Origin of the sequence: Roseburia sp. AM59-24XD (assembly GCF_003478445.1) — a bacterium.
GTDB lineage: Bacteria > Bacillota > Clostridia > Lachnospirales > Lachnospiraceae > Jutongia.
Window position 1 is genome coordinate 1 of record NZ_QUET01000033.1, and the last position, 14,627, is coordinate 14,627.

At 40.7% G+C, this 14,627-nt stretch carries 13 protein-coding genes; 1 reads left to right on the plus strand and 12 read right to left on the minus strand.

Annotated features, from left to right (window positions below):
• Positions 1 to 370: 370 nt before the first annotated feature.
• Entirely contained in the window at positions 371 to 1,780 is a 1,410-nt protein-coding gene (locus DXA20_RS13675; protein WP_118561553.1) for a hypothetical protein, read from the plus strand.
• Positions 1,781 to 1,965: 185 nt separating this feature from the next.
• Here DXA20_RS13675 and DXA20_RS13680 read toward each other — a convergent pair whose 3' ends face one another.
• The 12 genes from DXA20_RS13680 to DXA20_RS13735 form a co-directional block, all read right to left on the minus strand.
• Positions 1,966 to 3,642, minus strand: a complete 1,677-nt coding sequence (locus DXA20_RS13680) for a nuclease-related domain-containing DEAD/DEAH box helicase (protein ID WP_118561555.1) — start codon at positions 3,640 to 3,642, stop codon at positions 1,966 to 1,968.
• A 166-nt stretch (positions 3,643 to 3,808) separates the two neighbouring features.
• Positions 3,809 to 4,195, minus strand: coding sequence for an SPASM domain-containing protein (locus tag DXA20_RS13685; protein ID WP_118561557.1), 387 nt, complete (start codon positions 4,193 to 4,195; stop codon positions 3,809 to 3,811).
• Positions 4,174 to 5,157, minus strand: a complete 984-nt coding sequence (locus tag DXA20_RS13690; protein WP_118561559.1) for a radical SAM protein — start codon at positions 5,155 to 5,157, stop codon at positions 4,174 to 4,176. Before DXA20_RS13690 ends, DXA20_RS13685 begins: the two co-directional genes overlap by 22 nt.
• Positions 5,158 to 5,166: 9 nt before the next feature.
• Positions 5,167 to 5,667: a hypothetical protein gene (locus DXA20_RS13695; RefSeq protein WP_118561561.1), complete on the minus strand. Its 501-nt coding sequence runs from the start codon at positions 5,665 to 5,667 to the stop codon at positions 5,167 to 5,169.
• Between the two features lie 2 nt (positions 5,668 to 5,669).
• Complete coding sequence (locus tag DXA20_RS13700; protein WP_022306061.1) at positions 5,670 to 6,395, minus strand: hypothetical protein; 726 nt, start codon at positions 6,393 to 6,395, stop codon at positions 5,670 to 5,672.
• A gap of 11 nt (positions 6,396 to 6,406) precedes the next feature.
• Positions 6,407 to 7,324 carry a DapH/DapD/GlmU-related protein gene (locus tag DXA20_RS13705; RefSeq protein ID WP_118561563.1) on the minus strand — a complete coding sequence of 306 codons (918 nt, stop codon included), beginning with the start codon at positions 7,322 to 7,324 and terminating at the stop codon, positions 6,407 to 6,409.
• A complete protein-coding gene (locus DXA20_RS13710; RefSeq protein ID WP_118561565.1) occupies positions 7,321 to 8,880 on the minus strand; it encodes a dynamin family protein in 1,560 nt (519 codons plus the stop codon). The genes DXA20_RS13705 and DXA20_RS13710 overlap by 4 nt, the downstream gene beginning before the upstream one ends.
• Before the next feature lie 19 nt (positions 8,881 to 8,899).
• Positions 8,900 to 9,364: a hypothetical protein gene (locus tag DXA20_RS13715; protein WP_118561567.1), complete on the minus strand. Its 465-nt coding sequence runs from the start codon at positions 9,362 to 9,364 to the stop codon at positions 8,900 to 8,902.
• 57 nt (positions 9,365 to 9,421) lie between these two features.
• Positions 9,422 to 10,483 carry a hypothetical protein gene (locus tag DXA20_RS13720; protein ID WP_118561569.1) on the minus strand — a complete coding sequence of 354 codons (1,062 nt, stop codon included), beginning with the start codon at positions 10,481 to 10,483 and terminating at the stop codon, positions 9,422 to 9,424.
• Positions 10,484 to 10,521: 38 nt separating this feature from the next.
• Positions 10,522 to 11,151 carry a hypothetical protein gene (locus DXA20_RS13725; RefSeq protein ID WP_118561571.1) on the minus strand — a complete coding sequence of 210 codons (630 nt, stop codon included), beginning with the start codon at positions 11,149 to 11,151 and terminating at the stop codon, positions 10,522 to 10,524.
• Positions 11,152 to 11,172: 21 nt separating this feature from the next.
• On the minus strand, positions 11,173 to 14,151 hold the full coding sequence (locus tag DXA20_RS13730; RefSeq protein ID WP_118561573.1) for an ATP-binding protein: 2,979 nt from the start codon (positions 14,149 to 14,151) through the stop codon (positions 11,173 to 11,175).
• Positions 14,152 to 14,160: 9 nt separating this feature from the next.
• Positions 14,161 to 14,547, minus strand: a complete 387-nt coding sequence (locus DXA20_RS13735; protein ID WP_118561575.1) for a hypothetical protein — start codon at positions 14,545 to 14,547, stop codon at positions 14,161 to 14,163.
• Positions 14,548 to 14,627 lie beyond the last annotated feature (80 nt).

A 14,627-nucleotide genomic window follows, 5' to 3' on the forward strand; every position in this document is an offset into this window, starting at 1 on the left:
CCGGCGGGTGCAAGTGCCTCTCGAAACATCCGAATCCCACCTTGGGGCGAATACGGAAGGATGTGTTTATCAAAAATCAAAGCAGCAAAGCAATTAGTCTTTTCGAAATCCGTAAGTGACAAGACAATTTTTTAGTCACAGTTCACGGATTTTTAATGCATTGGCAGGCAAAATGCCATTGCAAGCAACCGGACATAAGAAATATTATGGGCATACATCAATTTGAGGTATGGGAAGTCTTAGTTATTCTTTAAAAATTCTTTTGAGGCTGACACATTTTGTCATGATGAAATCCTATGATACAGCTACCAACCAACAAAACATGCCGCTTTTTCAAAACAAAAGCCGATTACTGAAAGGAGAACCTACTATGATCAATCAATTATTAAATCCTGTCCTCACACAAAGCACTGCCACCATGGAAGAAAAAGTCATTCTGACACTCGAGGGGACGACGATCCATTCCTTAAATGAACTGCGCGAGCATTTCAACCGGAACGAGATCCTGTCCTTCTATTCGGACGGCAGACTTCTTACCTGGCTCTGCCAGCATTATTACGAAACGCAGGCTGACCGCTTACGCGCACTTGATCCTGCCGACAAAAACTGCTTCCGGAAGCTCTGTGGCATCTTTGATGTCAATTATCCGGATCACATCCAAATGTCTGCCGAAGACCGGAACATCTTAAAAGCCAAAGAGGAAACACTGCAGAAGGTTCTTAAGGATACCGGTGCCGATCAGGCACTTCTCAAAAAGCTGGACATCATTGCAATCAATCAGGAAGAGCTTGCCTCTCTCATTGATGCCGATGAGCCGCAGATCTATCTTTGCAGTAACAGCTTCTCGATTCCGATCACAAAGCCCGGACATGAATATATTGGCATTGGCGATGTGCAGATCGACAATCCATTTACCAATGAGCAGTATTCCAAAGCAGGCATTACCGTGACAAACATCACTCTGCCGGTCACACAGGATCCGGACACAAGTCTTGCCGCCAGTCAGGCAGCCGCTGCCAACGGATATGACAGCTTCCACGAGTCCCATTCCGCTCTCGCCACGCTGTTTCATAATACACTGAAAGCGAACCGAATCTACGAGGTTTACTCGCTCCCATTCAACGCATCTGTCATGGAAAAATTTTATAACAGCCGCTCCGAATGCGCTGCTGCCAAAAAGACAGCACTCGAAAAAGCATACAACACAGCCTCCGCCTATGTCACTCCGGGCAATTCCAAATGCATTGCAAAATACGCCGCAACATATTATGGGACATACATTCAGGAGCTTTTCGCACCGCAGATCATGGATGCACTCCAAAAACTGTACGAGCTTCACCGGAAATCAGACTGCTTCCGGACGTTCAAGGACAAGATCACCCACAGTTCCAAAAATCTGCTGGAGCTGTTCCAGACCGAGCTGTCTGACAACACCGACTACTATGCCATGTACCGGTTCCAGTACTTCCTGGATCAGGTTGAGATTGAAGAACACGATTACCGTGTGATGGAAGGTGGTTTTTGGCGATCTCTGGAAACACTGATAAGCGGCAGCATCCAGTACACCATCTCCGATATCCACACACCGATCAGCGAGATGGAAGGCGATCTCAACGAACACGCCCACACCTTCTTCAAAGCCGCACATGACGAGTACCGGTCCTACTGTCGCGAAATTGAAGAGCTTCTGCAGCAGCTTGGCGATAACTTCCGTGCCAAAGCCGATGAGGAAACACTGACCGATTATCTGAATACCCTGTGCAGTGCGGCAATCCAGTAATATATTCCCGTGGATTTCATTCACAGAAAAGCTCTCTCCTCCGGGTCCTGTTCACAAAACAGGGACGGGGGAGATTTTAATATAGAGAAAAAAGAGGTATCCGTATTAACAGATACCTCTAATAAACAATTTCAGACAGCGCTCTGTACAACAGAGAATCTTTTATGGTATGTTTCATGTCCCCCTCAGGCGTTTTCATGTTCCTTCCAGAAATCCTGCGAACCTACAATGTAAAGCAGTGTCCGCGCCCTCGTCCCCGCAATATACATATACTGCGAAAACTTCTCCCGGCGCAGTGCATCCACATCACAAAGGATCACCACCTTGGCATCCAGTCCCTTAAAGCCCTGTATCGTCGCATAAACCGGGCGCTTCTCATCCGGGACAAAGCCATCCTTTAATTCATTGACAGCAACACCGGCCTGTGACAGCTTGGAATTCTGATACCGTTTCGGCGACAGGAATGTAACGTCTCCCATCGAAACGCCACCTCCCCGGAGCGTTTTCAGCAACTCCTTAATCTTTCCTGCAAAATCATGGTCATCGGCATAGGAAATCCTGCCGACCTCCTCCCCGTTTTCCCGCAGGAAACCGCCAAACGCCACACCACTCGCCTTCGCACTGTAGGTACCGATCTGAACCGTGTTCCGGCAGTTCACAAACAACCGGAAGCTTGTATGTGCATACGACTGAAGAATATCCATGCCATCTTGATACTCCGGATTATAAATATTCTGCTTCTCATCGTAAAAAACAACCCATCTGCCCTTCTCTAGACCGCCCTTCAACAGACAGTCCAACGAATACAGATAGATCGGTTTCGAAATATCCTGTCCCTCATCCATCACCAGCAGATCATACTGCAGCTTATCGAGACTTTCCTGCTCCAGATTACTGATATGATCGTAGAAAACCTCCGGCAGAATTTCCGCAAAATACCGTTGTGGATTCTCCTTCATCATCGGAACATCCACCGGCACATATTCTCCGAAAAGCGCATGAATATTCACAACCTTCAATAAATCCGTCTCCGGCAATGCATGAACCACATGATGTGCAAGATTTTTATTGTATGTAAGATAAAGCACCTTACGTCCCTGCTCCACCTGCTTTCTCGCATACTCTGCCGCCAGCAGTGTTTTGCCGGTTCCGGCTCCGCCTTCCACGATCAGATGATCATTCATTCCAAGTGCATCCATCAGCTGCGCCTGTTCCGCCGTCAGCCGCACCAGATGCTTCTCCACCTGTTCCAGCCGGTCATTGAGCGATGGAATAAAACAGAAATCCGCCCGCAGAAACTGAACGATCTCGCGGATATCCGAAGGAGACAGCTTGCTCGGCTCTCTGTGCTGCCTTGCCTGCCAATAATCAAACACTGCATTCATATACGAAGAAATATCCTCCGTACTCCGGTCATACACAATCTCCGGTATAATCTCCTGCGAATCCGAATAAAACGTAATATCCGGAAATACCACGCCACTTGCCATCAGCAGATTCTTCATATGTGGATTCCGGTCAAAATGCTTCTTAAGCACATCCCGCAGACTAAACATATTGCCGGTCACCTGCGCAAACGGTCCCTCCGGCTTCTGCCGCTCCGTCCCATACCGGTCAATAAACGTCCACTGACCATCCCGGCATTCCACACGACCGCCCTTAATCTCCAGACAGGCAACGCCCCTCTCGCAGACCACCACAAAATCGATCTCGCCATAAATCTTAGAACGGTGTCTCGGAAGTCCCAGCGAATGCAAAACATACGCATTCTTCAAATCCATCTCCTGAAGGACATCGTACATTTTCCTCTCCGCATTACTTTTGATCTCCTCACCCATGTATGGGGGAATAAATGTAACCATGTTGTTCACTCCTTAGTATTTCACTGGTAACAGCAATCTTTTGCAATGTACGCACCGCCCCCAGAAGTCAGTCTGATAAGGCTTGTGGCAGTACGGGCAAAGGATTGGTTTGATAAATGAATAATTCATTATAACACCTCCTAGTCATCAAAAACAATCATCAGCCTTAAATAATCTGCATATATGCCGATATTATATATTTTTCAATCATACAGGCAACATCCCCTGCATTTTTATTAGCAATGCAACCGCCATAACATTTCGGGAAAAATACACACTCTTTACACTCGTCCTCCAGAATTTTATTTTCTATCCGGTCAGGCAGATTTTCAATATCCTCCAATGTGCCAATGGCATTCTCCGTTCTTCCCACCATCTGTTCGCAATTATATATATTGCCATAAACATCCACACAATAAGAATTAGGTTCTTCTCTCATACAGGAATTCATTCTCGGCATGGAATATAAATTTGCTCCAGCCATAAGTTTACGAACATCTGATATACGTTCCAGCATTTCCCTGACACATTCTAACTTTTCTGTCTCAGACATAGAATATGCACCACCCACAACAAATGCAGGATAAAAACAACATTGTCAAAGGACGAATAAATAGGATCTATCTGTTCCAGCAACTGCATAACATCATCTCTGTTTTGCTGATCAATATTGATCCGGATACTCACATGTATATTTTTCTCTGCCAGCATTCGGATATTATTCAGCACATTATAGAAATTACCTTGCTCCGTATTGATATAATTTTTCCGTTTTTCATAAACAACCTTTGTGCCATCCAATGTGATCTGCACACTTTGAACATGCCACTTATCCACTTTTTCTTCAATAATCTTATCATCGAACAGACTGCCATTTGTAATAAAAAACGAAGAAAAATTAAAGTCATTTTCAATCAACTTATCAATAAGATCATCAATGATTCTGGTATTCATCAACGGCTCTCCACCAAACCATGTCAGTTCTACCAACTTATTAACAGCCTTTGCTTCAATCAGCCGGTATATCTTATCTACCGCTCCCGGATACATATCAAGCTGCTTAATTCCATTTTCATAACAATACGGACATCTGGCATTACACTTTGTCGTTGTTGTAATGGACAGACTCATTTCGTCATGAGTGATATACGTTTTATATAATTGAGTGAATTCCAAATACCTCTGCATCTCATCAACGTCATCCTCAATCCACAATCCCATATTCACAAAGTCTTTTCCACATACACTTTCATTTATCCGTTGCGTTTGGTAGACCTGATATTCCTCATATTCCATTCGTACCAGTGAATTGTATAATGTATTGTAGATCAATACATTACTTCCATTATCATAACAATAATTAAATACCGAGCATTTATATTTTTTGTTATCATCGGCAACCGTCTCCGGAAAAGAAAAGGCCTTATCGGCCATTTTCTTTAATATCTCTTCTACAGGTTCTTTAATATTCATTAAGTGAAGAATTTCACTGTTTTCAGAAACAATAACATCCATATTTTCATCCTACCCATCATAGTCATCCATTACATTGTTTAGAAGCTGCATGCGAACAAGATCACTGATCAGTGACACACACCTTTCCAGTTGAACTACATGAGCAATAATTTCTTTTTTGTCTAATTTCTGTAATTCCTCTGTTCTGTTAGCTGCAGCACCAATTCCGCTAATCGTATCATTTTCCAGTTTTTTTATCTGCTGAGAAAGAGCATCGATTTGATGTGCTCTTTTCGCGTCATTCGTATCCACATGAGTCTGGAGAGAGTTTTCCATCTCCTGCATGAATTCCCGACATTGCCGAATCGCTTCCGTAACTCCCTGACCATTCTGCTCCAGACTTTCTTTTAATGTTTCCTGAGTCTGTTCAAGCAGAAGCTTTATCGTCTGTTGATTTTGCTCCAGACTGTTCCAGTGATCCTGTTCCATCTTACTCTGACCCGCAGTTATCCGGAGCAGATCATCCACTTTTGCATCAATTTCTATTAGCTTTTTTCTCTTAAAAAACATATCTACTCCTCATCCCCCATCAGATCAAATAAAATGTCAGAAATTGTATATTTGTACATACAATTCACCTGTTCCTTCGACAGATCATTCTTTCCTTTTTCCGTAGCAGCGATCATGCTCTGATACGCCTTCTGAGATTCCTTCATATTCTTCTGGACTTCTTTTAAGCGTTTGTTAATTGCTTGCTCAATTACTTCTTCCTGCTGTTGAACGGTCATCTCAATTTTCTTTTTCAGCCCCTGAATTGCCTGCACCTGAATCTTGTCACAGAACTTATCAAAATTTTTCCCGCGTTTTTTGTCATCACGCTCATCAAGAATAATCGACAACTCACTATCCTTCAGATTAAGCCTGTCATCCATTCTGCGACCAATATAACCTACGACCTTATTTCTCAGTTTTTCATTTTCTGCTTTAATTCCCTCGATATTAATATCAAGCGATTCTCCTCCATATAATTGTTTATTCACATAATTCAACTCATGCAATAAGGAATTCATGGATCTTTCCAGATACTCAATAATTTCCTGCTCACTTTCCGAAGAAGATTTTCGAATATTTTCCTTCATCTGTGCTAATTCATCTGCTATTTTTTTTGCGTGCAGTTCGTTATCCGAAGGTCCCGGATGGTAGCCACAGCCACCGCTGCTTCCTTTCCCAAAAAAGTTCTTAATTGCAACTGCCACACAACATTTAAAATCTCCTACACAACATCCACCGCCGCCCATCTTTCTACCTCCTATAATCTAGATATCTTGGCTCTTAACTGCAGTTCCTTTTTATGCTCCCAGGCATATGGTCCGGATATATTTCTACCATCCGGTATGTTTTTTGTAACACTTGTCTTTCCATATACAACAACGTCATTCCCGATGGTCACATTATTCCGCACACCTGCCTGTCCATATATAATGGTCCGGTCTCCTATATGCGCATTACTGGCAATTCCCACCTGAGATACAATGACACAGTTTTCACCGATGGTCACATCGTGACCAATTTTGACCATATCATCAATTCCGGAATATCTGCCAATTATGGTATCCGAAAATGCTCCTCTCTGTATCACGCTGCCGGCTCCAACAGACACCCCGTCTTCCAGGATTGTTCTGCCAATTCCATGAAAAATTTTCAAATGATTGTCATCGTAATAACGATAATAACTGTCCACTGACACAATGGAGTTATCTCCGATATAAACGTTATCCCCTATCTGTGTCCCTGAATTAATATGTACTCCCGGACGGATCACACAATTTTTCCCAATGACCACATCCCGACCAATAAATACATTTTGACCGATTGTAGTTTTTTCTCCCATCTTAAGATCCTCTGCATAATAATATTTTCCATTAAACAGATAATCTACATTCTGACTGTAATCGATGCATTCGTCCTTTTGTACAAAATATTCTGCTATCATAACAGCAGCCTTTTCCAGAGATTCAACAGCAAAGATCAATGTCTTTTCCGTCTTTACAAACTGAGGACGCATAAGAACAACCTGTGCTTTTGTTTTTCGTAATTCGCTGACATTTTCCGCGATAGCAATTTCCGTTTCTCCCGCACCGGCCGCATATGCAATTCCAGTAATTTCAAAATCCGGTCTTCCGGAAACATGAAAATCCGCCAGTTCATTTATTTGTTCTACTCTCATTTTTTCTTTCTGTTATTTTTACATGCTTTATCAAGTTCCGGAAGAATCTGATCCAGACGTTTCTGCGTCCTTTTTTTCATAGCCTCTAACAGATCTTCTAACTGAGCCTCACAGTCTTTAATCTCTTTCAGATTTTTTTCCTGTTCTTCGACCTTTTTATTCAGTTCATCCATTCCCTTAAAGGAAACATTGATCAGATCCCCAACCTTTGCCTGACTGTTTTTGGCAACTCGTTTTAACGTATATTTGATATCTTTATATTTCTTGTCGATATCCTGTGTTAAAAGTTCTTCATAATTTTTAGCCAGTTCTGTTTTTATAATATCACTGATATTATCAATATTGGACAACTTCACCATTGTTTTCAGATTTTCTTTCATATTTCGAAGATCCATTCTCATTCCCAAAGCAAACTGCATCAGAGAGTAATATTCATCGGAACTCGGATCCAATGTGTCAAAGTCTCGGCACAGATTGTAAATGTAGGCTGCTGCATGAATAATATTTTTCTCTGCCATTTCCTTTTGCTCAAAAAATCCTTTACCGAATAAGCGATCCATCAAATAACTCTTCTGATTCTCCCAGTCTTTGACAGGACTGTTTAATTTATCCCAATGTGTTGCAATAATATGCACTTTGTTTTTATTATGGGAAGAATAAGAAAAGACTGACGCAATTGTTTCAATCTCATCCTTTTGTAATTTGCTTGCATCCACACAGACAAATACAGCGTTGGCTCTTCGAATATATTTCTTGGTGATCTCCGAACGATATGCAACCGGATCAGACAGTCCCGGCGTATCCACAAATACAACCTGACTTGGAAAATCCTTTGCCAGCGATGAAATACCCACCTCGATCTCTTTTACAAAATAATGCTCCGGACTCTTTGATGATGACCAGACGGACAGTTCTTTTTCGATATCCTCATTCGGCATAAACTTAAGAATTTCTTCATGACCAACCCACTGATTCTTCACCCGATCTGCCTGAAGACGGTTATACTCCTCCATAAAAGCATCTGCCGATGATGTTCTGGACGCCCACAGCTTTTCCCACTCATTTTTTGAATAAAAGGTAACCTTCACATAATCTCTTGGACTGCTTCTGAATTTTGTCAAAGCTGCCGTCTCCGGAGTAACCGCCATAGATGCATAATTATGTCCAAGTAATGCATTGATCAGAGTTGATTTACCGGTTTTAATCGTACCCACAAAAGCAATCTGAAATTCCGGTTTGTTACACAGATCCAGAAAATCCATCATTGTCTGTTCGGTACTTTCCTCCTGCTCATCCTTCATTTCATCCAGATTCATTAACGCTGCGTATTTCTCAACCTTTCCGGTATAACGGTCAATCATATCATTCCACAATATTCTGCTGTGTGGCACATGCTGCAGATTTTCAATAATACGCATTGTTTTCAGCTCCGAGGATGCATATATCTCAGGATCATCGATCAGATCAGGTCTCAAAAAATGACCACATTCTTTACAAAAATAACGCCCTACCTCATTCACTGTCTGACAATTTTGACACTGGTTACTATTTCCCATCTTTATACTCCTTTCCGCTCTATGCGATATATTTTACGATTGAATCTTCTGATACGGTATATCCCAAAAGATCAAATTTTCCCTTTGTGATCACACCATCCTTCAACATATAATGTTTGCCATCAAAGTTGATTCCATAATTATCAATCTGTATTTTTTCATCTCTTCCCAGTTTCTGAAATAATTCGGTCAATACCTGTTTCAGCTCTTTTTTTTCACAGATATACTCCTTCATGCACCTCTCAATAACGTCGTTGTATACAGAATCCTCATTACACAACACCGAAAATTCCAGTTCTGCCTTAGAATCCAGATTATATTCGCTGACCAAAAGCTCAAACATCTTTTCAATATCGTGTCTGGCATTGTTTACCTCATACTCAAACTCCGGATTTCCTTCAAAATACTGTTTGTCCCACTGACCACCATTGGTTGAATATACATTCAGTTTATTCTTGCCAATGATCATAAAAAATTTCTGCATAATTTCTCCTTTCTTTTCTTCAAAAGCTTTATATTAAAAAATGTACTTTTCCTTGATTCATACTTTCACCCGCTCTTTGCAGTGCATCCGTGCCAGCCAGTCATTAATGTCATCCACGGTATCCTGCATTGTTCCTATGACAGCTATATTCTTGCCATCCGGTTCCTTTTCACTCTTATCAAACAACCAGAAAATGCGTCCGGAATGATTTGCCTCAATAGAAATGGGTTGAACTGAAGAAGGACTGTAATCACCACGTTTCAGCTGAATTGTTCCTACTTCGTTCCCCTCTTTTACCAGCTGCCCATTTGCATATTTCGCAGATAAAGTATAAAATGCTTTTTCATCTCCAAACATCATCAAGTCTGCTAGGAAACCATTAAATACCGGTGTATGATGATGTGTTACAAAATAACGTTCTCCATCTTTCTTTTTATTGCTCAATTGTTCTTCCAGCTTTTTAATCTTTGCTCTCAGTTCTTTTTCCAAAGCCGTATTCGTATTTTTCATTTTCTCCAGCTTGTCATTGCACTTTTCCTCACATTTGCGAATTTCTTCTTTCAGTTTGCTTTTCCAAAGTTCATTCAGCTGTTTGACCTCATCTTCCCCTTTGATATTAGAGCCCGTTAAGTAATAAAAACATGCAAGATCAGACAATGGAATATTCTGAACATCTTTTCCTGAATCCGCTTTCTGACAAACATAACTTTTGTCCTTATTCTGAAAAACACGATAATGTTTTTTCATCAGTTCAATACAGATGGATTTCTTTTTATCATTGAACAGTCCCATCGACAAACTTACAAACGGCAGTATCTGCTCTGTCTGAATCACATTCACCCTGAAAGCTTCTTTAATTTGCAGGTACAGATAATGCAAATACTCCATATCCGTATCCGCATAGATAATGGACACATTCATGCAAATATCTTCAAAGGAATCAATGTTATAAAAATCCCGGATATATTCTACAAATTTATCAATATCCGCCTGACTTTCCCATTTCATTCTCTCATTGCCTTCAATTCCTATCATCTCAATATTATGAGCATCACTAATATCAACCACTTCCAAAGTATCTTCAGTCATCCCGATTAAAATCTTATATGTATCTTCCATTTTTCCACCATACCTTGTTCTATTTTAATGACCAAGATTTACTTTCTTAATGCAGCAATATCTCGCAAAATTTCAACGTCATTTTTTTCCGGTTCAACCATCTTTGTTACTGATGTCAGCGTATCTATCGCGCTTTCTAATTTGGCATCGTTTTTCTCTGTTCCGGACAGATAACCTGACAGATCACCTATAACATTTGGTTCTTTCATAATAACTCCAGCAAGCTCTCCAACCTTTTCCGGTGTAAAGAAATCTATATTTTTCCCCATGCTTACTAACAGATCTGACATTGGAAAATCGTTAAATTTCTCGATCATAACGCCGCTTATCAATTCAAGACCTTTTCTCATCTTGTCTTCCTGAGAGATCTGCTTAGAACGTTCCGGATCTGTTTCATAATCTTCCACCGTCTTCATATACTCTTCATAAGAATCGAAATTCTCCGGGACAATACCATCCTGCTCAGCCTGCAGTGCTTTATCTCCCAGATCTTCCACTTCCGTCTCAGGCTTGATCAAGCCAAGTGCTTTGCAAAGAGCTGTAAATACCGCCCCAATTGCTTTTAATCCCTGAATTGCCAGCCCTGCTACTGCTAACGCTTTCGTTACTGATACGGCTGCTGCCACAATTGTTCCCACTGCTCCAGCAATAAGTGCTCCAAGTGCCATACGAAATCATCCTCCTTACTTTCATTCACAATATTTCATCACACATTTTGCCTGCTCTCCGTTCAACATATCCACTGAAAAATCATTTACGCTGAACGTGTTTTGGAAAAGATCCACCAAAAACTGTACTCTTTCCTCTTCATCCTCCGTACTGCCAATTCTCTTTCCCGTCACTGCCTCCCTTCTCTTAATTAATTTTTTCCATCCTTTTCTTTGTTCCTCCTCATCATCTCCAACAGTATTAATAAACTTTTTATTCATATCCATAAACATTTCAGGATCATCTTGCAGCTTTGCCATTTTATGACAAACTTTATTAAATGCCCCCGACAACTGTAAAAGATCATAATCCTGATACACTGTTCCCAAAAACGCCTTTTTTTCATAAAAACGTTTTCTTACCACTTCATCCTCGATCTCTTCCTCATTCGTATCGCTGACTGCTGTAATATGAACATGAACCGGCTTGTCTGTATTTTCAGAAAAGACAATGGCATTTCCTACTTCCAGAGCAGATAGATACTCTTTTTGTTTGTCATCCATCAGCATCGTATCTCCCACTGCTTCTTTATCATCCTGTGCCAGTATCTTATGAATAATCTTGGTGTTAGTATTTTTCAGGACCTCCGAAGCCAGCTTGTTCGGAATCTGATCAACAATGATCAAGCCCTCTCCATATTTACGAACCTCAGCCAAAAGATCTGTAAATGTTTCTACTGCTGATTTCTTTGAGCCACTGTCACCATACTCAACCTTTGATAACAGACGGTGTGCCTCCTCCACCAGGGTCAGATGCTTAAAATTATGGTTTTTACGATGCTCTGCTTTCACAAATGCAGATAAACGGCTGAGAATAAATCCCATCAACAACGCTTTATCCTCTGGAGATTTCAACTCTTCCATCTCAATGATCACATTATTTTTGATAATGTACTCAAAATCCGTAGAATGCTCACAGTTCAGCATACTTCCTTTTGATCCTACCGTCAGATTGGACAAACGACTTACCAGAGATCCGATATAATCTGCCTGCATTTGCTGACTGAAGCCCTTTTCTTCTACCACATTTTTCATTTCTTCCAAAAGATCCGACAAAATCGGAAAACTATCTACTTCCGGATCATATGCCTCTGCTCCGTAAATGGTATTTTCATTATTATCAATATCCCATCCCTTTTTTTCGTAGCTCCGATATATTGCTTCTTCCAAAAGCTGTGGCATAGATGCTTCCATTGGAAAAGCAGAGGTAAATGTGGCTTTAATCATATCAACATGTGCTGAAATGATCTCACCCTCTAACAATTCAAATGGATTCAACCGGAATGGCGCCACAGTTTCATTTCCAACGGTAAAAACGACAATATCTTTTCTGGTATTGATTAAAGTCCGATACTCTGTTTTAGCCGGTTCAATTACAAGAAACGGCATATCCGCCTCCGACAGCAGGCGGTGACAGGTTGTTGTCTTACCACTTCCGGTAACACCTGCCACAAACGTATGCTTTGACATACTCTTTTTTGATAATTTAAACGGAATCTTTGTCAGTTCTCGTCCCTTTTGAACCATATTTCCAAGATTGATGCTCTCTTCGTCATCAATCTCCTTTTCATTTAGCCCAAAACCGATACCTTCCTTTAAAGAAACCCCCGGAACCTCTTTCTGCGGAAGTCCTGCAAGAAGTGAAATCTCCGCGGTTGTCAGATAAGTATTCAGTCCAACATTCGAACCGTAAAACGGTCTTCCTAAAAGCATCAACGCATCACCGGATGCTGTCTCTTCCCTGACATACTGATTCTGATAAACCCGCAATACATCAAACTCTTTGGAAACATCAATATTTTGAGCATATAACGGACTATAGGAAGACTGATTCCCCTGAAATAATGACATCAGACCAACTTTTAACCGGTTCGCATGTGTTGGTTCCTTCGCCATATAATAAACAGAGGTCTTAAACAGCCCCTTACTGTATCCTACTTTCATACGGTCCAGTAATTCTTCATTGATATATTTCATAATTTCTTCTGCATGCTTATTCGCCATCTCAATAGTAACCGATTTAGAGGAACCTCTATTCATGTTAAATCCCATATTACTTCCTTCGGAATGGCTTTCATCATGTCCTTCCGAATTCTGTTCGGAATATTGTGTGGATTTACTCCAATGCTCACCATTTTTACCTTCCGAATCCGAAGTTCCATGATTATAACCCCAGTTTTTTCCTTTGGAATCTGAGGTGTTTTTTCCAAAGGTAATCGTAGCACCATCATTGATCGATTCCTGCATAGTTTTCTTTGCAACAACGGATAAACGATTATACAACTCATAAATATCATCTTTGATATTTAAAATTTCGGATTTACTTACCGGTTCACAGACCACCACAAGTCTCCATTCCAAACCGAGCATACTGTTGATCAGTCTGTCAATTCCCTGAAAATCATAATCATCCCCGGTTTCCTTCTCGTTAATAGAAGGAATTCCCACAATCACTCCTGCATTTTTATATTTATCTGCCAGATCATCTCCAACCAGCTTATCAAGTTCCTTTCCCTTGAGACGTTCTAACTTACTTCCACTGAAATTTCCCTCGAATACATTGGAAATAATCTCTCCATAATTACTTGCAGATAATTTCTTACCAAGTACAGATACATTTTCATTTTGATTTTGTACAACTCCAAGACATAATTCTATTCCCTCTTCTGTACCGGTTAATACATAAACAAAATTAAAAGCATCATTATCCATAGATAACAGTACATTTTCAAAGGCTTCCCTGTGTGGATAATCCTCATCAAAAGACAATTGTTTCACCCGGTAAAAACACATTTCATTTGCTCTTAATTTTCCCTTTTTTGTCAGTTCTGTCTCAACCAGTTTGTCCACAACTGTGTTCTTATTGACCAGTTGCATACTACCAAACAAATCAATGACCTCATTTGATTGCTGCAAATCAAGCAATAATTGTTTTTCATTCTCTTTTGTTTCCTCTGCCATCGCGCCCTCCTACGATAAAAAAAGATGCTGTTCCCTGTCACGAATAATATAGGAATATTTCTCATTTAATAAGGTTCTTTTCTGTATTGTTGTAAGTGTGTCAAATACGAACACCGGTACCACTTCAAATTTCTGGATAATTTCTGTACCGGCTGCACGAATCCGTTTCAATCCGACTTTCTCTAAAAAAGACAGATACACTAGCCTTTGACCATTCACTGTATCAAGTTTTTCCATTGTCATCCGCTGCTGTTCCAGCCACTCTGACAGCAGCTTATCTTCCAGAATATCTGTAGATTTATCCAACTCCCTCATAACATCAGATAACAACAAAAGACGTGTGTTTTCTTCTATGCATGCCAAACGTTTCTCAATTTTCTCCAATTGATCTTTCATGTGTATGCTCACCCCTCATCATCCGAACTTTCATTTATAAATAAAATTATACATTCGTGTTATGACACATTCTGTCATCC

Excerpts from the sequence above, each read along its gene's own strand:
- DXA20_RS13725 (WP_118561571.1), bottom strand. The coding sequence starts at position 11,151 with ATGGCACTTGGAGCACTTATTGCTGGAGCAGTGGGAACAATTGTGGCA.
- DXA20_RS13705 (WP_118561563.1), bottom strand. The coding sequence starts at position 7,324 with ATGAGAGTAGAACAAATAAATGAACTGGCGGATTTTCATGTTTCCGGA.
- DXA20_RS13690 (WP_118561559.1), bottom strand. The coding sequence starts at position 5,157 with ATGGATGTTATTGTTTCTGAAAACAGTGAAATTCTTCACTTAATGAAT.
- DXA20_RS13695 (WP_118561561.1), bottom strand. The coding sequence starts at position 5,667 with ATGTTTTTTAAGAGAAAAAAGCTAATAGAAATTGATGCAAAAGTGGAT.
- DXA20_RS13680 (WP_118561555.1), bottom strand. The coding sequence starts at position 3,642 with ATGGTTACATTTATTCCCCCATACATGGGTGAGGAGATCAAAAGTAAT.
- DXA20_RS13720 (WP_118561569.1), bottom strand. The coding sequence starts at position 10,483 with ATGGAAGATACATATAAGATTTTAATCGGGATGACTGAAGATACTTTG.
- DXA20_RS13685 (WP_118561557.1), bottom strand. The coding sequence starts at position 4,195 with ATGTCTGAGACAGAAAAGTTAGAATGTGTCAGGGAAATGCTGGAACGT.
- DXA20_RS13700 (WP_022306061.1), bottom strand. The coding sequence starts at position 6,395 with ATGGGCGGCGGTGGATGTTGTGTAGGAGATTTTAAATGTTGTGTGGCA.
- DXA20_RS13675 (WP_118561553.1), top strand. The coding sequence starts at position 371 with ATGATCAATCAATTATTAAATCCTGTCCTCACACAAAGCACTGCCACC.
- DXA20_RS13710 (WP_118561565.1), bottom strand. The coding sequence starts at position 8,880 with ATGGGAAATAGTAACCAGTGTCAAAATTGTCAGACAGTGAATGAGGTA.
- DXA20_RS13735 (WP_118561575.1), bottom strand. The coding sequence starts at position 14,547 with ATGAAAGATCAATTGGAGAAAATTGAGAAACGTTTGGCATGCATAGAA.
- DXA20_RS13730 (WP_118561573.1), bottom strand. The coding sequence starts at position 14,151 with ATGGCAGAGGAAACAAAAGAGAATGAAAAACAATTATTGCTTGATTTG.
- DXA20_RS13715 (WP_118561567.1), bottom strand. The coding sequence starts at position 9,364 with ATGCAGAAATTTTTTATGATCATTGGCAAGAATAAACTGAATGTATAT.